Genomic DNA, 21,044 nt, shown 5'->3' on the forward strand with positions numbered 1-21,044 from the left:
GCGGCCTTTTTTAATATTATCTTATCCACTTTATCGCCTCTTTCCACGTTATCTTCTTTCCATACATCAGGATTCCCGTTCTATAAATCTTCCCCGCCATCCAGGTCGTCGCCAGGAACCCAATTATCAACAATCCCATCGACAAACCTAACTGCCAGATAGGCACCGTCCCCGGCACTCCATACGGTATCCTTGCCATCATCACCATCGGTGAGGTAAACGGAATGATACTTCCCCAAAACGCCATCTGACTATTCGGATGCTGCACGGCTGCAATCATCACCATAATCCCAATAATAATCGGCAATGTAATCGGGAAAGTCAAGCCCTGCACATCCGTAGGATCTTCATTTACCAGGCTCCCCACCGCCGCAAACAATGCCGCATAAAACAAATATCCACCCAGGAAATAAAATATAAAACAACTAATAATCAATCCCCAGTTAATACTATCCATCACATACCTTACATGTGATGCCGCCTCTATCATCGCCGCATTACTACTCCCATTATTCTGCGCCGCACTATTCATTATCTCCGAAGGGATCACCAAACGCAACATACTTATCAACACTACCCAGATACAAAACTGTAACAAACCTACACCTGCAATCCCTACAATCTTTCCCATCATCAGCTGAAACGGTTTCACACTCGATACCATCACCTCCGCCACACGATTCACCTTCTCTTCCATCACCCCTCTCATCACCGACATCCCAAAAAACATCAGGATAATATAAATAATAAACCCGCTGGAATACCCTACTGCATAAGCTATCACAGAACTCCCCTTCTTCTCTTCCTTCCCGGATCTAAAGTCAATACTGATATCAGATTTAAACCCTTTGATCTGTGAGATATCAATATTCGCCTTCTCCATCCGCACCTCTTCAATCCTGTTATTCAGGTACCTGTTCAGATGACTTTCTACCCCCAGCCCCGGCTGACCACCACTATAATAAGTGATGCCCAAAGGCCTGTTTATATCAATCGCAGGAATATACAACACACCAGAATAACCATATTCCTCATAATGCTTACTGAAAGTATCAATCGCCGTCTCCGTCAGGAACTTAAAATAAATCCCTTTCTCATCAGGCAGTTTATTCAGAAACAAATGACTATCATCTATCACCGCTATCCGCTGTTCTTCGTTAGCACTGGTCGCTATCAGCACCGGCACTACAATCATAGCCGCAAAGAACAGCGGCACCAACAGGGTGACAACGAGAAAAGACCGCTTGCGCACGCGGAAAGTGAACTCTCTTTTGATGATGAGCCAGATTTTGTTCATAGGATTAATTAATTGGTTCTTCTATTTGCTGTACCTGCTGTATAAACACTTCATTGATACTCGGTAGAATCTCCTGGAAGGATGTAATAGGGATTTCCTGCCGGATAAAATGCGCCAGTATATCATTTGTCGTACTACCTTCAGTGAGCTTCACAATGTAACCGCTCTCTTCCTGTGAGACAATCGTAAAATGATAGGTCATTACTTCTGCAAAGTTAGGTACTCTGGCCAGTCCTATCCGGAACAGGTCTTGTTTGAAATCGTGCCTGATCTGTTTCACTTCTCCATCAAGGATCTTCTTCCCCTTATTCACCAGCATGATGCGGTCACAGATCTCTTCTACCTGTTCCATACGGTGGGTAGAGAAGATGATAGTGGTACCGTTCAATGCCAGGTCAAAGATCTCCTGCTTAATCAGGTTAGAGTTAATCGGATCTAAGCCTGAGAAGGGCTCATCCAGTATTAACAACGATGGCTCATGAATAATGGTGGAAATGAATTGCACCTTTTGTTGCATGCCTTTACTCAACTCCTCCACTTTCTTATTATACCATGCGTTGATATCAAACTTATCGAACCAATATTTGATCTTTTCTTTGGCTTCCTTTTCCGTCATGCCTTTGAGCTGCGCAAGGTAAAGCGCTTGTTCTCCTACCTTCATTTTTTTGTACAGCCCCCTTTCCTCCGGCATATAGCCGATGGAATGCACATCATTTTCCGGGTTGAAAGGTTTGCCTTTGAAAAGTATATCTCCCTTGTCAGGATAAAAAATGCCGGTGATCATTCGGAGCAGGGTGGTTTTTCCTGCGCCATTGGGTCCAAGCAGCCCAAAGATGCTACCCTCGGGGATAACAAAACTAATATCATCTACAGCTGTATGCGAGGCATAATCTTTACGTAAATTTCTAACTTCGAGCAAGCCCATAATTCTAAATTACGGAAGTAAATTACAAAAAATCCGACTGGCTTAGATAACAAATTTATCCTTCCTCATGTATATGAAAAAATAAAATAATTCATTTAGCTGATACTGCTGTAAAAAAACTCTGCCGTAAACTGCTTAATTTTGCCTTTAGTTAAAATTCAAAATTGACCTGTTATTTTTCCCGTATAATTTTCAATCCAAAACACCCCATACTCACCAAAAAAGAGATTCATCATCTTTAATTGTCATTTAGACATGAAAATCAAGACACTTAAAGAACCCCCTAAAAAAGAGCACATACAGGACCTGAAAAAATAAATGATTTTACCCCCCATTTTATACGAATTACCCCTGTTCCTACCAATGAATTTAATCCTTGCTTTGTAACCGTCCCTATATATTCTGGGCTCAATAATTCGGGGGACTTACTATTTCATTTTAACCTACTTAAACAAATTCTCGTTATGAAAAGATTTCTAAGCATCTTTCTTTTCCTATTTCCGTACATGACACTTTTTGCCCAGCAATCGAAGATTACTGGCAAGGTGGTTTCCGGTACGGACCCATTACCTGGGGTGACAGTCAGAATTAAACACTCCAGCCAGGGAACAGTAACTGATAGTAAAGGTCAGTTCACCCTGACGGCAGCTACCGGCGATACCCTGGTATTCAATCATATCTCTTTTCTTACAAGGGAGATCCCGGCAAATGGCAACAGTACCATGACTGTATCGCTGATGTCTGCCAGCCAGAATGTGAACGAAGTAGTGGTGGTAGGCTATGGTACACAGAAAAAAGCAAACCTGACAGGTGCAGTTGGTGTTGTTAAAATGGAAGACATGGAGAGCCGGCCATTGACCAATCCCGGTCAGGCCTTGCAGGGTACCGTAGCAGGGGTATACGCTTTGCAAAGCTCCGGGAAACCCGGCGATGATGGCGCTGTCCTCGATATCCGTGGGGTAGGTACATTTGGCGACAATACACCCCTGGTTTTAATTGATGGCTTTCCAGGTAAGATCAATGATGTCAATGCCAATGATATACAATCCATCTCCGTTTTAAAGGATGCCGCTTCTTCCGCTATCTATGGTAACAGGGCTGCCAACGGTGTTATCCTGATCACCACTAAAAAAGGCGTTGCAGGTAAATTACGGGTGAATTACACAGCCTATTATGGTTCGCAAAACCCTACCCGCCTGCCACATGTTTTGAACGCTGTAGATTATACCACACTTTATAATGAAGCATCCGTCAATTCCGGCGGAACAGCCAAATATACAGATGATGTCATCGCCAAATACGCCGCCCACGATGATGTAATGTATCCGGATATCAACTATTTCAAAGTGTACTATGGCAATGCCAATATTCAAAATCACCGACTCAGCATCTCCGGGGGAAACGATAATGTGAACTATGCATTTATGCTGGGCCGCCTGAATCAGGATGGTATCCTGGTAGGCACCAGTTACAAGAAAACAGATTTCAGGTCCAATATTGATGCCTATTTCCTGAAAAACAAACGGCTCCGGTTCTCAGGAAAGTTAGCCGGCAACCTGGGTGTAAAAAATGAACCGACAGACCTGTGGAGTGCAGAATGGTATGCAACACTTGCCCCTATTCACCCTTTGCGAAACGCCGCCGGACAATGGGTGTCTGTGAACGGTGAACGAAACTACTATGGGGAAATTAAAGAAGGTAGCACCTCTTTGACAAAACGATACAATTTCAACGGCCAGGTGGAAGCTGAATACAAAATAATCGATGGACTGAGTGCCCAGGTCACTTACGGTTATAATGTAATGACTTCCAAAGCCAATGCATTTCACGCAAATGTTTCATTATACAATGAAAGCGGCACCACAACCAACCTGGTCTCCAATCTGAATGTGACGAACGAAACGGACGTGCAATCCTTGCTGACCTCCTTGTTGAAATACAACAAAGTGCTGGGCAAACATGAGTTTAACTTACTGGCCGGTTATTCTGAAGAAGAATTTACCTACGATTGGGAAAGCGCTTACCGTTCAGGATTTGTTAATAATACACAACGTGTGCTCAACCTCGGCGATCCTTCTACCCAAACAAATAATGCGGGCAGTTACGACCTGGGCCTGCGCTCCTATTTTGGCCGCCTGAATTATGTCTTTGACGGGAAATACCTCTTTGAAGCTAACATCAGGAAAGATGGCTCCTCCAGGTTTGCAAAAGAACACCGCTGGGGCACATTCCCCTCTTTCTCCGCAGGATGGGTCATCTCAAAAGAGAGCTTTATGCAAAACCTGACCTGGATCGACCTGCTTAAACTTCGGGCTTCCTGGGGCCGCCTGGGCAACCAGAACATCAGCAATTATTACAATGGAAGTGATATCCTCACATCCGGACAAAACTATTCACTGGGTGGTACTTTGTATTCTGGCGTAGCCGTTACTGCCATGACCAATAAAAACCTCACCTGGGAAACAGCCCAGCAACTTGACTTTGGTATCGATATGTACCTGAAGAAAAACTTTGAAATCACTGCCGATTATTTCGACAAGAGGACAAAGGATCTGCTGCTCACCCAGTCCATACCACTCACGATGGCACAATCAGCACCCTATGCCAATGCAGGCGAAGTACAAAACAAAGGTATCGAAGCCGCCATCACCTATAGAACGACCTTTTCTAACGGGTTCAAATTAAGGGCTACCATCAACGCCTCCCATATGGTAAATAAGATTGTAAAAATGGATGTTGCCGAACAACTGACTTCTCCCAAGGCCATTAAGACCGGTGCAGCCATCAATTCATTCTACGGCTACAAAATGGACGGTATTTACCAGATATCAGACTTTACCTGGCAAAATAACAGCGATCAGTCCATCCCTTATGCCGAACGTAACTATACACTGAAACCTGGAGTGGTACAGGTATCCAACTACACCGCACAACCAGGTGATATCAAGTATAAAGACCTGAATGGTGATAAAGTAGTGGACATGAATAATGACCGCACCATCATCGGAAATCAGTTTCCTAAGCTGACTTATGGTTTCAATGTGAATATGGAGTACAAAGGATTTGACCTCAGTATGTTCTTACAGGGCGTGCAGGGCATCCAGGGATATACCTATTATGAAATTGCTACTCCATTCAGCGGATTTGCAAATATGGGCGACTGGTGGCTGAAAAGATGGACACCTGAAAATCCATCCAATACACTGCCACGGCTTACTTTAGATGGCGCACGAAATAATATCCATTCTTCTTTTTACATGGAAAATGCTTCATACCTGCGCATGAAAAATATTGAACTGGGCTACTCTGTTAGCCCCAGGATTCTCTCCAGAGCAGGTATCAGCTCACTCCGGATCTATGGAAACGTGCAAAACGCTTTTACAATCACAAAATTCAAAGGCTTTGATCCGGAGCAGACAGTTGATCAAACCAGGGCGCAGGCTTTCCCACAGGTTCGTATTATGACAATGGGTGCAAGTGTTAACTTTTAAAAAGGGCAGTTCATGAAAAACATATATATAATAACTCTTTTCTTCTTTGCTTTGTCTATCCTGGGTTGTAAGAAAGATCTTCTTGATAAAACACCTAAGGACAGGCTTTCTCCCGCTACATTCTATCAAAACGAGTCGCAATGTAAACAGGCATTGATGGGCATCTATAATGCTATTCAGCCGAATGCAACACCTTCCCATTTTTACCAGTTCGATTTTATGTCTGATAATGGTTACTGCCAGGACTCCTGGCAGGGATCCAGGGAAGTCGGGGAATGGCTCACCAATACTTCCAGCTGGGCCCCCAATACTAAATGGACCATGGATTTTACCATCATCTCCAGGGCAAACGAATTTCTCCAGGACATCAGCAATGCATCAGTAAGTGAAACAGTAAAAACACAGATGTCCGCTGAAGCAAAATTTCTTAGAGGATACGCTTATGCCGACCTGATCACCTATTTCGGAGATGTGCCACTTATTACTAAAGTGCTGGCATTGTCAGAAGCTTACGTATCAAGAACTGCTAAAAGCGATGTGCTTACACAGATCCTTGCTGATCTGAATGATGCAGCCACCGACCTGCCCATTAGCTACTCCGGAACTGATGTAGGTCGTGCTACAAAAGGTGCAGCACTTGCTTATAAAGCGAAAATCCTGCTCTATAACGAGAAATGGGCCGAAGCTGCACAGGCAGCCCAGGATGTGATCGACCTGGGTGCCTACAGCTTATTTTCAGACTATGGGACCTTGTTTGATGAGGCACACGAAAATAATGTAGAAGTGATTTTTGATATCCAGTACATTCCTACTACACAGTCACAGCCATGGCCTACATCCGCTTTATCACTCAGCAGCTGGCCTACTGCAAACGTGACTGCTGACCTGATCAACTCCTATTACATGACAAACGGGCTGCCAATTACCGATGCCAATTCAGGCTATAATGACCAGGATCCTTTTAAAAACCGCGATCCCCGTTTGGCTGCTTCAGTAGTATTGCCGGGTTCATCATTCGGGTCATCTACATTCATACCTGCTGTAGACCAGGTGCCATGTGGCGCAAGACCCCGCAAATATGCCGCACTGGGCATTGCCGATGTCAACAACTGCTCGCTTAACACTATCCTGATGCGCTATGCAGATATCTACCTGATGAAGGCTGAAGCACTCATCGAATCCGGTAGCACTGACCAGGAAATTTATACACTGATCGATAAAGTAAGAGCCCGGGTAAATATGCCCAATGTAGAATCCGTTGAAGGTACCGGCTTGAATCAGTCCCAGCTCAGGAATATTGTAAGGCACGAAAGAAGAGTTGAGTTTTACAACGAAGGGACCCGCTATGGGGATATGCTCAGATGGAAAGATGAATCCCTTGTGCATGACGTATATGGTTATGACAAAGCACTGCTGTCAAACCCTGCCAGCCCCGCTACATGGACCTTTAAACAAATAAAGATCGAAACCAGAACGTTCAATGCATCAAAAGGATGGTTGTGGCCCATCCCTCAGGCTGATATAGATATCAATAAGAATTTGCTTCCTAATAATCCAGGATATTAATAACCCTGGCAACACAGTGATCCGGGACATATAACACCCGGATCACTGCTGAATAGTTTGTTCCACATGAATTTTATAATCAAACCCAAATATCTCCGTTATGAAAAGAAACCCAATTATTCTGCTCCTTTGTTTACTAACTATCTTCACTTCCTGTTCAAAAAAGGAATTGATGCCCGAAAAGATCCAGGCTTCTTCCCTCGCTGCCGTAACTGCCACCACGCCGGCAAATACAAATAGTTTGCGGGGAATTAACTGGGCGGATCCTAATGGCAATGAAGCACCCTCAAGAGTGGTTACACCAAGCGGACTCTCCGCTACCATTACGGCAGCAAATGCTGCGGCCGTAGCAAAACGAATTGCCGATTCTTTAAAGCAGGCCGGCGGTACTACCATACGAATGCCTATTACGCCGCTTACTGCCAGCAGTACTTCTTATTGGCCTGTATACCAGGCGGCTATCAACGCCATCGTGACCGAAGGTTGTAAGGTCATCCTCTGCTATTGGCCTGAAGGCGTACATCATGTTCCTGACAGCACACAATGGTATACCATGTGGAAAAAAGTAGATACTGTTTATAAGAACAATGCTGCCGTACTGTATGAACCGATCAATGAACCTGTAGATTATTCCAGCACTGATCTTTGTAATTTGTATGCTAATTTTTTAAACCAGCTGAATGCCGCTTCCTGGAAATGTATCCTGGATGGAACAGGATATGCAGGAGAAGTGATCTCTGTAGGTAATGATAGCCGCTTAACCAGTCAGTATCTCGGCCTCCATTGTTACTGGTGGTTTTATGGATCTTATAATGTATGGTCAAGTTACTACAACATTGTATCCGGGAAAGTGGGATCATACGCTTCCAGGACAGTCATCACAGAAGTGGGCGTTGAAACATTTCGTAAAGTCAGCTTCTGGTGGCAGTGGGATACCGGTGTATACGAAGACCAGGCATTCCTGACAGGAGCCCTGACTTATTCAAAAGATAATATGATAGGCACTATCGCCTGGTCAGGTGTCAATGATATTGATACCTACCGCTGGTTCTCAGCCAATAGTAACCTGGTGGAAGTAAATCCTGGTTGCGCCAATATGTTCAGATGGTCATGGGGCCTTACTGCATCACCAAAATGGAGAGGCCCAATCGCTGATGGCAGATTTAAACTGCAAAACCGGGCAAGCAACCTGATGCTCGATAATCTTGGTAGTACAACAGATGGGGCCAGTGTAGCACAATGGCAGGATGGATCAAGTGCCAACCAGCAATGGAATGTAAGTTATACTGATGGTTATTATACCCTGAGTTGCGTAACCGGGAAGAATTGTCTGGACGTAGGTAGCAATACCAGCGATGGTTCTGCTGTGCTACAAAAAGCACTAAGTTTTTCAAATAATAGCCAACGATGGACATTTGTTGCTACCGGCGATGGTTATTATAAAGTGGTTAACCTGGTGACTGGTAAATGCCTCGATACCGGTGGGCAGACGACCAACGGTTCATCCCTGCAACAATGGGCCGGCGGCTCCAGCTACAACCAGCAGTGGAAATTTATCCAGTTATAATCATACATCTTCAAGGACTGAATGCCCACAAAAAAAATAAGAATATATAGCTCTCCCCAAGAGCTATATATTCTTAACTAAATTAGCTGTCACCCTCCTGCCAATAACAAACCTTTACTTCAGTACCTGGCTCACCGCCTCTGCATACGCCGCACCTATCGGCACTACCAACTCTCCCACATATAAACTACTCCTATCCGCCCGCGTCACCTTCTCATTCGCCACTATAAAACTCCGATGCACCCTGGTAAACAAGGCCTGTGGCAACAATGCCAATGCCTCCTGCATCGACAACCTCGACAACACCTTCTTCTCCTTCGTCACAAATGAAATATAATTCCCCGCACTCTCCAGGTACAATATATCCCTCAGCAAAATCTTATACTGCTCATATCCACTCTTCACCATCACATAGTTCGGCGCATCCGCCCGTGCACTTTTCTCCATCATCTCCAGTAATCCCTTCGCCTTATTACAAGCCTTCAGGAACCTTTCTTCCGAAAATGGTTTCAGCAAATAATCCACCGCATCCAGCTCGAAACTCTGCACCGCATGTTCACTATATGCCGTGGTAAAGATCACCAGGGGCCCACCCGGCAGCGTAGTCATCAATTCCAATCCCGATATATCCGGCATCTTTATATCCAAAAAAATCAGATCCACCGGCTCCTTTTCAAGATAAGCCAACGCTGCAAACGGATCTGTAAAATACCCCTGCATATCCAGGAACTCTACCTGTTGTGCATGCGTACGAATCACAGACAGCGCTACCTGTTCATCATCAATCGCAATCGCTGTCAGTCTCATATCACATCATTTTTAGGTTCATCCACTACCAATGTCAGATGTACAAAAAACTCTGTCCCCGTCTCACGTATATTCAGATCATGCTTGCCCGGATACAGCAAATTCAACCGCTGTCTTACATTATTGATCCCTATACCCATACTCTCATTTTCAATCTCCACACTCTTGTTCGCATGAATACTATTGTACACATCAAAATAGATCTTATCATTCGTACAAGACAAGGATAAATTTATCCTGGACTTATTCCGCTGACTGATCCCATACTTAAACGCATTCTCTACAAACGGGATCAGCAACATAGGTGCAATGTTATGCTCACATAAAGCTTCATCTATATTTACATCGATGATAATATCTGGTGTACCCTGCGTACGCAGTCGCTGCAAAGCGATGTAGTTCTGCAGGTAAGCAATTTCTTTCTCCAAAGGAATGCTCTCCAGTGTATTATCATGCAACATAAACCGCATCATATCTCCTAATTGCTGAATACCCTGCCCTGTTGCCGTAGCCTGCTCCTGCAAAGCTGTCCCATACAATGTATTGAGTGCATTAAATAAGAAATGCGGATTGATCTGCCAGCGTAAAAAATCCAGCCCTGCTTCCGTATGCGTCAATGCTTGTCGCAAGCCCATCAATGTCGAAGCTCTTGTATTCCTGGCAGTAAAGATCCACCAGGCAGCAGGCAGAATAGCAATTACCGTTACCAGTGTTGAAGTAACCACACCTGCAGCATACATGCCACCACTATTATACCGCGCCTGTAGTCCTACCACCAGCATCCATACCAATGAAATTGCCCAGAAGCCCGCTGCTTCCTGGAATAAGATCTTCTTATTCTTGTGCACCAGGTATCGTGGATACAACCTGTGCATCGCTACAAAGTACATAAACCCACAAAAGATCCCGACACAAAAAATCATGATCGAAAATCCCCTGTCCCCACTCATGGTGAGCATGATCCAAAACGCTATAATCCCGGCTATTACAGTACCATCGATTAATGACTGCCTGAACCAGGGCTTATTTACCATCCGCTCATACGCATATTGTAAAAAAAGGTACCTGCCTGCATAATAAATAAGGTATAACACGACATAAAAGATCGTCAGTAGGAAAGCAGACTTCGCACAATGTGTATGTACACCCCGCACAGTTTTGTATACCCCAAACAGGTATCCATACAACCAGGTATCAGACACCCAAATGGTGACAAACAAGATCATCATGACAGGAAATGACAACAATCCCCCCAGCAGATACCTTTGTTTCTCATAAAACCGGGGTACAAGCACACCATGCACAAGCACAAAAGAAAAGTATACAATAGCAATTTGTGCTAATAAAGGGAACAGGTAATGTTTATAGTAATCAAACACCTGGTGATAACGTGCGAACTTCCAGCCATAGTCACGCTGCAAGTCAAAAACATTATAAGCTATACTCTTGTAAAGCAATGAAAACAGGAGCAACAGGAAAATGCCGCTAGCAATCCCGAACTCAGTTCTTCTGATCTTATTCATGGAAAAAACTTTCAGCAATGATAGTTATCCCCTCTGCACTAATTAAATATATGTGATCAAAATACCACTATCCGTGATAAAATCCAATAATGCGGGCTGCTACACGTTCTCCATCCATCGCAGCAGAGACAATACCTCCCGCATAACCAGCTCCTTCACCACATGGATACAATCCTTTGATCTGCGGGTGCATCAGGTCTTCATCATTCCTGGGAATACGAACCGGCGAAGAAGTGCGTGATTCAGTCGCTACCAGGATCGCATCATTGGTATAATAGCCTTTCATCTTCTTGCCAAAAGCAATGAAAGCCTGTGATAATCTTGTATGTACACTGGGTGGTAACACCTCCTTCAGATGAGTACTTTTCACACCTGGTACATAAGAACAAGCGGGTAAAGTTGTAGAAACTTTGTTGTGGACAAAATCCGTCATGCGTTGCGCCGGCGCCACAAAGTGTCCCCCACCTGCCTGAAATGCCTGTTGCTCCACCATCTGTTGAAAGTACATGGCAGCCAGTGGACCTTTGTCGGCAAAGAGTTCAAAGTCACTCTCATCCACCGTCACCACCATTCCTGAATTTGCAAAAGGGTTATCTCTCTTGGATGGAGACCAGCCATTCACCACCAGTTCACCGGGATCAGTAGCAGCAGGCGCAATGATGCCACCGGGGCACATACAGAATGAAAACACACCACGGCCATCAACCTGTTCTACCAGGCTATAACTCGCCGGTGGCAAATGTTCTCCTCTCACAGCACAATGATACTGTGCACTGTCAATGAGTTCCTGCGGATGTTCTACCCGTACTCCCAATGCAAAAGGTTTTGCACTGATGAGAATTTGTTTATCATGCAATAAGCGGAAGATGTCGCGGGCAGAATGACCTGTGGCCAGTATCACCTGTGAGGCATCGAAAGTTGCACCGGAAGCGGTTTTCACGCCCCTGATATGATTATCTTTAATAATAAAGTCAGTCACCTTCTGATCAAAGTGCACTTCACCACCGCTGTTAATGATCTGCTCCCGCATCGCTACAATGATGTGCGGCAGCTTGTTAGTACCTATATGTGGATGGGCTTCGTATAATATTTTTTCAGTCGCACCAAAATGGACAAAGATGCTGAGAATACGATTGATATCACCTCTCTTATTAGAACGTGTATAGAGCTTGCCATCAGAGTAAGTACCCGCACCGCCTTCGCCGAAACAATAGTTGGAATCAGGGTTTACCACGCCTGTCTTATTAAGGGCTGCAAGGTCACGCCTTCTTGACCTGACATCTTTTCCTCTTTCCAGTACGATGGGTTTGATACCTGCTTCAATAAGGTGTAGTGCGGCAAAGAGTCCTGCAGGCCCTGCACCGATCACGATAGCAACAGGTGCTGCTGGTGCTAAACTCTCATATATTGGTATGAATTTCTCCCGCTCGTGGAATGGCTCATTCACAAACACCTTGAGGGTCAGCATGAAATACACCTGTTTGGAACGTGCGTCAATAGAGCGTTTCAGTACATGAAAGCCTGTGATAGCATTTGGGGAAACACTGAGTGCTGCAGCGGCTGCTTGCGTGATAGCACGTTCGTTATCTGCCTGAGATGGCAATAACTTCAAAGATACTTGTTCAATCATGATCGTCAGGTTAGGTAATTATCCTAAAACATTTTGGTATGGACGCTATTCCTGAATGAAAGCCAGCCATAAGGCCCCATCGGGCAACTTTAAGGAATAAAAATAAAGCCAGTCATACGGACCCATCGAGCAACCTTAAGGTATAAAACATTCATGAAAGAGGGAATATACCAACCGGCATGAAAACTTGTTTTCAGAAAAAAAGCGTCTCTAAATTTTATAGCTCCCTGAATTCCGGGATATTTTACTGCTGAAAAGTAACGGGTACCCGTTCACACAGGTACCCGTTTCACTATTTTTTGTTAATGAGTTGTTATTGTCAGATTAGAAAGGCAGATCATCAGCCGCTCCTGCACCACCCGGGGAAGACATTTCCTGGGAAGTGTTGTAGTTAGGCATTGCATCCTGGCCTGGAGCGCCCGCTACTACTGATTCCATGCGCCATGCATCCAGGTTGGTGATATAATTGACACGACCATCTTTTTCCCAACGTGTACCTCTGATATTGAAGTAAACTTTTACAGTTTCACCTTCATTAAAGCGGTCTACGATAGCTGTTCTGTCCTGTACCGCCTGGAACTTGATATAGTTGTTTATAACGCGGCCATTGATATCGTCAGACTTTTCAATAACGAACTCCCGTGTCTTAAAGGTTTCGCTACGTTGCATCGTATTATATTTCACGATCAGTTTTCCGGTTATTTCAAAACTCATATAATTAAATTTAACTTTTTTTCAAGAGGTCAAAGATAGGTTTTTTAGCTTCAATCACACGCAATAAAATTTAGTCTGCCACTGTTTATCTGTATAGTCTGGATTTAATCGGGTGGCGTTTACCTCTATAGTCTGGCTGCGAGCCTTTTACAGGTAAGATTTCATTAGTCTGGCCCCTTCGCGCTCGCTTGCGCGGATATTAAGAAATTTGCATGGTATTTGATAAACTTAACCACATTTTTTTAATTACAATTACTAACATAGTTTTGCACGCCCGTACGGAATTATTAACATCGGGCTACACCATAAAAGATGGCTATTACCCGACATTAGTTCTCTGTACAATATTATTTTATCACTCGCTAACACATATCTATGACAAACATGTTAATGTCAACTGGAATATCCTGGATATCAAAGAAGTGTGGTATTAATTTTAATGACGTTTTTGCGTCGGGAAACCGTGCGTGATAACAGAAAAAAATACAATAAAAACAAGGTAACGATACTGGTGTTGGGCGGTATAAAACAAGGGTAGAAAAATTTTTTTTTTCAACAATTTGTGCAGATATTCGTTGCCCTGTCTGAAAATTTTTCAACTCCCCACGTTGGAAAATTTAAAATTCGAGAAACAATCCTTAATTCAAACAACATTAATTTACAATAGCTCAATGAATAAAACTTGCGAACAAGTTTGGGAAAGGTGTCTTAATATAATTAGGGATATTGTGGAATGGCAGCCATTTAAAACCTGGTTTGAACCTATTAAACCGATCCAGCTTGAAAACAATGTTTTAACGATTCAAGTACCTAGTCAGTTCTTTTATGAATATCTCGAGGAACATTACGTTGGATTATTAGGCAAGACAATCAAGCGTGAACTGGGAAAAGAAGCGAGGCTGGAGTATCGCATAGTAGTTGAGAACGGAACACCCCATCAACATCCTAAAACTGTGAACATGCCCGGGCAGTTCACCAAGGCCAAGAAAGACAGCGAAGTAGATTTTCCGCTTACGATACAAAATCCGGTAAAGAACCCTTTCGTGATACCGGGTATCAAACGCGTACAGATAGACTCACAGCTGAATCCACATTACACTTTCGATGCTTACATCGAAGGCGATTGTAATCGCGTGGCACGCAGAGCTGGTAAAACAGTTTCTGAAAAACCAGGTGGTACATCTTTCAACCCATTAGTTATATATGGATCTGTTGGTTTGGGGAAAACGCATCTGGCGCAGGCAATCGGTAATGAAGTAAAACGCCTTCATCCCAACAAAGCAGTGCTGTATGTAAGCGCTGAGAAATTCATCAATCAGTTCATTGATCACTCTAAGAATAGTATCATCAATGACTTCATTCACTTCTACCAGCTCATCGATGTGCTGATCGTAGATGACATACAGTTCTTTGCCCGTGCAGAAAAAACACAGGATGCGTTCTTCGCTATCTTCAACCACCTGCATCAATCCGGTAAGCAACTCATATTAACATCCGATAAGTCACCCAAAGATCTGGATGGCCTGCAGGAAAGATTACTGAGCCGCTTCCGCTGGGGCCTGAGCGCCGACATGCAAATGCCGGACTTCGAGACACGTATGGAAATCCTCGAAATGAAGATGAAGAACGATGGCCTCGAAATGCCGAAAGAAGTAGTCAAGTATGTTGCATATAATATCCAAAGCAACGTACGCGAACTGGAAGGTGCACTCATCTCCCTCCTCGCACAATCTTCTCTCAACAGAAAAGAAATCGATCTTGAACTCGCTAAACGAGTACTGAAATCTTTCGTTAAAACTTCTTCAAAAGAAATTACCATCGAAAGCATCCAGAAAATGGTTTGCGAATACTTTGATGTACCTTATGATAAGCTCCTGCAGAAAACACGTAAACGTGAAATCGTACAGGCCAGACAAATCACAATGTACCTCGCAAAGTCTTTTACCAAGAACTCATTAAAAACTATCGGCGAACACTTCGGCGGACGCGACCACACCACTGTGATCCACTCCTGCCAGACAGTGAAAGACCTGATGGATACCGATAATACTTTCCGCGACAACGTTATCGAACTGCAACAAAAAGTGCAGCTGGCTGCGATGTAATGAAGCCCCTATATGAACCTTATTATTTCCCAGGCAGTAAAAGCCTGGGATTTTTTTTTATCTTCATTTATGAAATGGATTTTATATCTTATTCCCGTTATAATTTTCGCCTGTATAATAGTGGACCAGTAATCAACCATCAAACAAATAATCTGTTCAATGAAACAGTAAACATCAACCAGAGATCCATCGATGAACAAAAGACGGTATCTATGATCAGCAGATGAAGAACTATGATCAGCAGCCTCCGCTTAACAATTTGATAATTAAACACCATAAGGAACAACCAATACCTTTGCACCTATTAGTTCACCTTATGCCAAGAGATTGTCAACATACACACTGGGATTCTATCCGTTCAGGTAATGAAGACGCTTTCCGTCAGCTCTTCGAGCTGCACTGGCAGGACCTCTTCACCTACGCCTGCAGAATCACCCGCGATCCGGCCACGGCACAGGACGCGGTCCAAAGTGTGTTCATACACCTCTGGGAAAAACACGCCTCCCTCCCGGCAGTTACCGCCATCCTCCCCTACCTCCGCACCGCCCTCAAACACCGCCTCCTCAACGCTATGCGCGATGAAAACCTTTATCAAAAACATGTCGACACCTTCCAACAGGTAGCCAACAACCACCACGCAAACCCCGCCCACGAACAACTCCACCTCAAAGAAACCGAACAACAACTCATGCTGTCTATTAACCGGCTTCCCGAACGCATGAAGGAAGTCTTTTACATGAACAGGATCGAAAACCTGACTGTCGCTGAAATAGCGATCAAACTCGGCTCCAGTCCGCAAACCATCCGCAACCAACTCAATACCGCCCTCCAGCGCATCAAACACGTTTTTATTGTAGAATAAAAAAAAATTCCCTCCCCAATAGTTACTCCCCCCATCTTCCGTGTCTTACTATCAAATGGACAAAAACGACCTTTCATCACTCCTAAAAAAATACCAGCAGGGCACCTGCACCAAAGAAGAAGAACAACTTCTCTTTGACTGGCTCGATGCCCTCGAAGCTGATGCCTCCAACGAAGTAGCTCCCCTTAATGCTACTGACATGGAAGCCATCCGCCGCTCTATGATGGAAGAGATCCCTGTCCTCACAACACACAAAAAACGCTATACCTGGCTCAAAGCCGCAGCTGCCCTGGTCCCGCTAATAGTAGGCACCTGGCTCCTCTGGCCACGCCAGCAAAAATCACAACTGGCGGCTGACTGGCACACCATCAGCAACACCGGCCACCGGATCCAAAAATTATGGCTGCCAGATAGCTCTGTCGTATATCTCGGTGCCTACAGCACCTTGCAATATAATAGCTCAAGGAAAGTAATATTAAAAGAAGGAAAAGCCTTCTTCGATGTCAGGACCAATCCTGCCCAACCATTTATTGTATCCGATGCCAGCGGTGTGCGCACCACCGTACTCGGCACCTCGTTTATAGCCGAATACAATAACAAGGTATCCCGTATCGCAGTCGCCACAGGTAAAGTAAGCGTACAAAGCGGTGCCCGCAAAACAGTGCTGGAACCAGATCAACGCCTTACCTGCAACAAAGGAACCGTGAGCAGGGATGTTGTCTCCTCCGCCGATCTCTTAGCATGGACAAAAGGAGAAACCATCCTGCGCAACGCTTCCCTCTATGACCTGATACTCGCTATCAGGGAACATTACGGCATCACTGCCAGTACAAAACTGGATACCCGGAAAGGGAGCTATAATCTCCGTATCTCTGACAAAATGCCTTTACCGGCACTCCTGGAAGTGGTGGAGAAAATATCGTATAAACCAAAAGTTCATTTCAAACTACAGCAGGATCAACTGAGCATTGAGTAGCATGAAGCTGTAGCAACAAAAATCATTACTATCGATCAATTTAAACCGGTGTCTTACACCAGTAGGGAAAAGTATTGCCTAAAAAATACAACTACTACCATACAATCAAATTATTCGCATCACAAAAAAATCTATCCATCACACACAAACTATTGCCTTAACAAACACTATATATGCACACAGACAAAGCACTTTTCTCAACCCGCGTCAAACACGCATTCGCAGCCACAATGGCCCTGCTACTGCTGGTTACCTCTGCCATGGCCCGGCCATCCACCACCAGGCAGGAACTGCACAAAATGCTACAACGCTTCCAGGTTCAACAAGGCAGCCTCTCCGCTGCACTCAAACAACTGGAATCGGCCGCTCAGATCAGTCTTGCCTACGATGAAGATGCACTCAGGAAAGTCCAGGTTCACGCTAACACCTACCGCAAAACCGCTGTAGTAGCCATCCTCCAGGACCTCCTCAGCCAGTCTTCCTTAAAATTCGAAGAACGCTACAACACCATCTTAATCTATGACAGCACTGCTACCCTGGCCCGCACTAGCAATAGCCTCCAGCAGAAAGCTGCCGCCGACATCACCATCACCGGTACCGTGTCTGACAACAATGGCCCCCTCATCGGTGCCACCGTTTTCGTAAAAGGTACAACCAATGGTACCCATACCGATCCCAGTGGTCACTTCAAATTAAACGTCCCTGAAAATGCAACCATCACTGTAACAATGATTGGTTACAAATCAGCAGAAATAAACGTTGGTGCTGAACGCAGCTTCAACATCGTATTACAGGAAAACAGCCTCAACCTCAACCAACTCGTAGTGGTAGGTTATGGTACCCAGCGCAAAGCCACCGTCTCCGGTGCCGTTGCCGACGTTCAACTGGATAAACTCTCTTCCCGCTCCCTGAACGATGTTACCGAAGCCCTGCAAGGTAAAGCTGCCGGCGTAATCGTATCTAACAACGGTGGCGATCCTACCGCGAAACCTACAGTTTATATCCGTGGTCTCGGTGGTATCAACGGTGAAGAACCATTGTATGTAGTAGATGGTTCCATCTATACCGGTGGCCCTATCAACCCCAACGATATCGAATCTATGAACGTACTGAAAGATGCATCTGCCGCTATCTACGGTGCACGTGCATCTGGCGGTGTGATCCTCATCACTACCAAGAAAGGTAAAGCAGGTACAGCGGTGATCAACGTAGATGCTAAAACCGGCTGGCAGTGGGCTGCTAAAAAACTCGACGTACTGACTGCAAAAGAATTTGCAGACGTTGAAAACCAGGCTTACGATGCTGCTGGTATCAACCGCGCCGATGCCTTCAATCCTACGATCTATCCTGATGGACAAATCACCCGTACCGACTGGCAGGATGCTATTTTCCGTACCGGTAAAACACAGGATTATAACATCAGTGCAAACGGTGGTACTGAAAAAAACCATTACTATATGGGCTTCGGCTACCGCAAGAACGATGGGATCCTCCTGAACACAAACAGTGAGCGTTATACCTTCCGCCTGAACAGCGATGCACAGATCAAACCATGGCTGAAAGTCGGTGAAAACATGAACTATACTTACAGCAATGGTAACGGTGCTAACACCACCAGCCCCTATACTGGCGTTATCTTCACCGCACTGGGTTACCCCCGTAACGTGACACCTTATACTGCCACCGGTGCCTTCAGCGGTCTGCCAGCTGCTTATGCAGGTTCTTATGGTGACCTCGCCAACCCGGTTGCTACCCTGATGCGCCTGGATTCTAAAACGCCGGTGAACAGGATCAACATCAACCCGTATGCTGAAGTAACCCTGACCAAAGACCTGACATTCCGATCCAACTTCAGCGTGACAAAGTCTTTCAGCGATCAGAAAACCTTCACCACCCGCGCACTGGAAATCGGTAAGATCAACAGCAACAACTCACTGGTTGAAACTGTAGAAGATTACTCCGATATCCTCTCAGAACAAACACTAAACTATACACACCGTTTCGGTCTGCATAACATAAATGCTGTAGCAGGTTACACTTATCAACATCATACCTACAAATACCTGATCGCTACTGCAAACTCATTCAGCGATGAGCGTGATGTATATCGTTATTTCGACAATGCCGGTGCATGGATCAAACCAAGCAGCGGTATCCAGGAAGATGCCGTTGAATCTTTCCTGGCTCGTGTGAACTATGACTACAACAGCAAATACCTCTTCACCGTACTGGGTCGTCGTGATGGTAGTTCCCGTGTAGCACCACAGAACCGCTATGCAAACTACTACTCCGTATCTGGCGGCTGGGTATTGACCAACGAAAACTTCCTGAAGAACATCGACTGGCTGAGCATCGCGAAACTCCGTGCCAGCTACGGTGTACTGGGTAACCTGGGTAGCCTTCCTACCAATGCCATCAACGTAAACCTGACTTCTGTATCAGTTTACACAGGTGCTGAAGGTACCCTCTCTACAGGTCTTGCTGAAGATGCACTGTCTAATCCAAACCTGAAATGGGCACAGTCCAAACAAGCTAACTTCGGTGCGGACCTCGCCTTCTTCAAAAATGCCCTGTCATTAACGGCTGACTATTTCATCAAAACCACTGACAACATGATCCTGCAGGTGAACCCACCAAGCACCGCTGGTGTGAGCACAGGTATGTACAAGAACATGGGTCAGGCACGCGATAAAGGTATTGAACTGGGTCTTACTTATAACGGTTCCCTTGGTAAAGACTTTACCTACAGCGTAGGTGGTACCATGACCAAAGTAACCAACAAACTGTTGTCACTCCAATCTGGTCTGAACGAAGTAGTAAGCGTAGGCGCTACCAACATCCGTAGTTCATTGACTCCACTGGTAACACGGGTAGGTAATCCACAATATTCCTTCAACGTGATCAAGACTGCAGGTATCTTCCAGACACAGCAGGAAATTGATAACTACCTGGGACCTGATGGTGTTACCAAGATCCAGCCTAACGCAAAACCTGGTGACCGTAAGTTCGTAGACAACAACCACGATGGCAAAATTGACAACAATGACCGTCAGATCGTAGGTAGCTTCTACCCTGGCTTCACATATGGCCTGAGCCTGAATGCAAACTACAAAGGTTTTGACCTGAACATCTTTGCACAGGGTGTACATGGAAACAAGATCTTCAATGCACTGAAGTATACAAACATGAACCCAAGCATCGGTACTAACTACAACATGCTGAGAGGTATCCTGGATGCATGGACACCAACTCACACCAATACCGATGTAACACGTATTATCTCTACCGACCTGAATGGTAACTATGGTAATACATCTGACTGGTATATCGAAGATGGTTCTTATCTCCGTATCAAAAACGTAACGCTTGGTTATACGCTGCCTGTTCGCCTCACTAACATGGCGAAGATCGGTGCTGTACGTGTTTACGCTACTGCAAACAACCTGCTCACTTTTACCAAATACAAAGGATATGATCCTGAAGTAGGTATGGATAACTACGGTATCGACGTAGCACGTTATCCACAATCAAGGAGCTTTTTATTGGGCTTAAACGTAAACTTCTAATCAAGGCAACTAATA

Annotated in this window: 13 protein-coding genes; 7 read left to right on the forward strand and 6 right to left on the reverse strand. The window is 44.8% G+C overall.

Going from position 1 to position 21,044, the window contains the following annotated elements; genetic code table 11:
* Positions 1 to 16: 16 nt before the first annotated feature.
* Positions 17 to 1,297 (reverse strand): ABC transporter permease, encoded by a 1,281-nt coding sequence (locus DXN04_RS15245; protein ID WP_116854203.1) that lies wholly within the window; start codon positions 1,295 to 1,297, stop codon positions 17 to 19.
* A 4-nt stretch (positions 1,298 to 1,301) separates the two neighbouring features.
* The gene (locus DXN04_RS15250) at positions 1,302 to 2,222 is read right to left on the reverse strand and encodes an ABC transporter ATP-binding protein (protein ID WP_116854204.1); all 921 of its coding nucleotides are present in this window, start codon (positions 2,220 to 2,222) and stop codon (positions 1,302 to 1,304) included.
* Positions 2,223 to 2,686: 464 nt separating this feature from the next.
* Here DXN04_RS15250 and DXN04_RS15255 point away from each other — a divergent pair, with 464 nt between their 5' ends.
* From DXN04_RS15255 to DXN04_RS15265, 3 genes are all read left to right on the forward strand, one after another.
* Entirely contained in the window at positions 2,687 to 5,713 is a 3,027-nt protein-coding gene (locus DXN04_RS15255; protein WP_116854205.1) for a SusC/RagA family TonB-linked outer membrane protein, read from the forward strand.
* Positions 5,714 to 5,725: 12 nt separating this feature from the next.
* Positions 5,726 to 7,279, forward strand: a complete 1,554-nt coding sequence (locus DXN04_RS15260; RefSeq protein ID WP_116854206.1) for a RagB/SusD family nutrient uptake outer membrane protein — start codon at positions 5,726 to 5,728, stop codon at positions 7,277 to 7,279.
* A 100-nt stretch (positions 7,280 to 7,379) separates the two neighbouring features.
* A complete protein-coding gene (locus DXN04_RS15265) occupies positions 7,380 to 8,846 on the forward strand; it encodes an RICIN domain-containing protein (protein ID WP_116854207.1) in 1,467 nt (488 codons plus the stop codon).
* Between the two features lie 114 nt (positions 8,847 to 8,960).
* Here the strand turns inward: DXN04_RS15265 and DXN04_RS15270 are convergent, their stop codons facing one another.
* The 4 genes from DXN04_RS15270 to DXN04_RS15285 form a co-directional block, all read right to left on the reverse strand.
* Complete coding sequence (locus tag DXN04_RS15270) at positions 8,961 to 9,653, reverse strand: LytR/AlgR family response regulator transcription factor (RefSeq protein WP_116854208.1); 693 nt, start codon at positions 9,651 to 9,653, stop codon at positions 8,961 to 8,963.
* Positions 9,650 to 11,176, reverse strand: coding sequence for a sensor histidine kinase (locus tag DXN04_RS15275; protein ID WP_116854209.1), 1,527 nt, complete (start codon positions 11,174 to 11,176; stop codon positions 9,650 to 9,652). The genes DXN04_RS15270 and DXN04_RS15275 overlap by 4 nt, the downstream gene beginning before the upstream one ends.
* Before the next feature lie 67 nt (positions 11,177 to 11,243).
* On the reverse strand, positions 11,244 to 12,806 hold the full coding sequence (locus DXN04_RS15280; RefSeq protein WP_116854210.1) for an NAD(P)/FAD-dependent oxidoreductase: 1,563 nt from the start codon (positions 12,804 to 12,806) through the stop codon (positions 11,244 to 11,246).
* A gap of 324 nt (positions 12,807 to 13,130) precedes the next feature.
* Entirely contained in the window at positions 13,131 to 13,520 is a 390-nt protein-coding gene (locus tag DXN04_RS15285) for a DUF3127 domain-containing protein (RefSeq protein WP_116854211.1), read from the reverse strand.
* 671 nt (positions 13,521 to 14,191) lie between these two features.
* Here DXN04_RS15285 and dnaA point away from each other — a divergent pair.
* The 4 genes from dnaA (at position 14,192) to DXN04_RS15310 (ending at position 21,029) form a co-directional block, all read left to right on the forward strand.
* A complete protein-coding gene (gene dnaA / locus DXN04_RS15290) occupies positions 14,192 to 15,625 on the forward strand; it encodes a chromosomal replication initiator protein DnaA (protein ID WP_116854212.1) in 1,434 nt (477 codons plus the stop codon).
* Between the two features lie 316 nt (positions 15,626 to 15,941).
* On the forward strand, positions 15,942 to 16,487 hold the full coding sequence (locus DXN04_RS15300) for an RNA polymerase sigma-70 factor (protein ID WP_158569032.1): 546 nt from the start codon (positions 15,942 to 15,944) through the stop codon (positions 16,485 to 16,487).
* A 55-nt stretch (positions 16,488 to 16,542) separates the two neighbouring features.
* On the forward strand, positions 16,543 to 17,463 hold the full coding sequence (locus DXN04_RS15305; RefSeq protein WP_116854215.1) for a FecR family protein: 921 nt from the start codon (positions 16,543 to 16,545) through the stop codon (positions 17,461 to 17,463).
* Between the two features lie 173 nt (positions 17,464 to 17,636).
* Positions 17,637 to 21,029, forward strand: coding sequence for a SusC/RagA family TonB-linked outer membrane protein (locus DXN04_RS15310; protein WP_116854216.1), 3,393 nt, complete (start codon positions 17,637 to 17,639; stop codon positions 21,027 to 21,029).
* Positions 21,030 to 21,044: the final 15 nt, after the last annotated feature.

The sequence above is a fragment of the Chitinophaga silvisoli genome (genome assembly GCF_003412465.1).
Lineage (GTDB): Bacteria > Bacteroidota > Bacteroidia > Chitinophagales > Chitinophagaceae > Chitinophaga > Chitinophaga silvisoli.

What these genes read in the sequence shown, in the direction of transcription:
- DXN04_RS15245 (WP_116854203.1), bottom strand. Translation starts at nt 1,297, where the DNA reads ATGAACAAAATCTGGCTCATCATCAAAAGAGAGTTCACTTTCCGCGTG.
- DXN04_RS15250 (WP_116854204.1), bottom strand. Translation starts at nt 2,222, where the DNA reads ATGGGCTTGCTCGAAGTTAGAAATTTACGTAAAGATTATGCCTCGCAT.
- DXN04_RS15255 (WP_116854205.1), top strand. Translation starts at nt 2,687, where the DNA reads ATGAAAAGATTTCTAAGCATCTTTCTTTTCCTATTTCCGTACATGACA.
- DXN04_RS15260 (WP_116854206.1), top strand. Translation starts at nt 5,726, where the DNA reads ATGAAAAACATATATATAATAACTCTTTTCTTCTTTGCTTTGTCTATC.
- DXN04_RS15265 (WP_116854207.1), top strand. Translation starts at nt 7,380, where the DNA reads ATGAAAAGAAACCCAATTATTCTGCTCCTTTGTTTACTAACTATCTTC.
- DXN04_RS15270 (WP_116854208.1), bottom strand. Translation starts at nt 9,653, where the DNA reads ATGAGACTGACAGCGATTGCGATTGATGATGAACAGGTAGCGCTGTCT.
- DXN04_RS15275 (WP_116854209.1), bottom strand. Translation starts at nt 11,176, where the DNA reads ATGAATAAGATCAGAAGAACTGAGTTCGGGATTGCTAGCGGCATTTTC.
- DXN04_RS15280 (WP_116854210.1), bottom strand. Translation starts at nt 12,806, where the DNA reads ATGATTGAACAAGTATCTTTGAAGTTATTGCCATCTCAGGCAGATAAC.
- DXN04_RS15285 (WP_116854211.1), bottom strand. Translation starts at nt 13,520, where the DNA reads ATGAGTTTTGAAATAACCGGAAAACTGATCGTGAAATATAATACGATG.
- dnaA (WP_116854212.1), top strand. Translation starts at nt 14,192, where the DNA reads ATGAATAAAACTTGCGAACAAGTTTGGGAAAGGTGTCTTAATATAATT.
- DXN04_RS15300 (WP_158569032.1), top strand. Translation starts at nt 15,942, where the DNA reads ATGCCAAGAGATTGTCAACATACACACTGGGATTCTATCCGTTCAGGT.
- DXN04_RS15305 (WP_116854215.1), top strand. Translation starts at nt 16,543, where the DNA reads ATGGACAAAAACGACCTTTCATCACTCCTAAAAAAATACCAGCAGGGC.
- DXN04_RS15310 (WP_116854216.1), top strand. Translation starts at nt 17,637, where the DNA reads ATGCACACAGACAAAGCACTTTTCTCAACCCGCGTCAAACACGCATTC.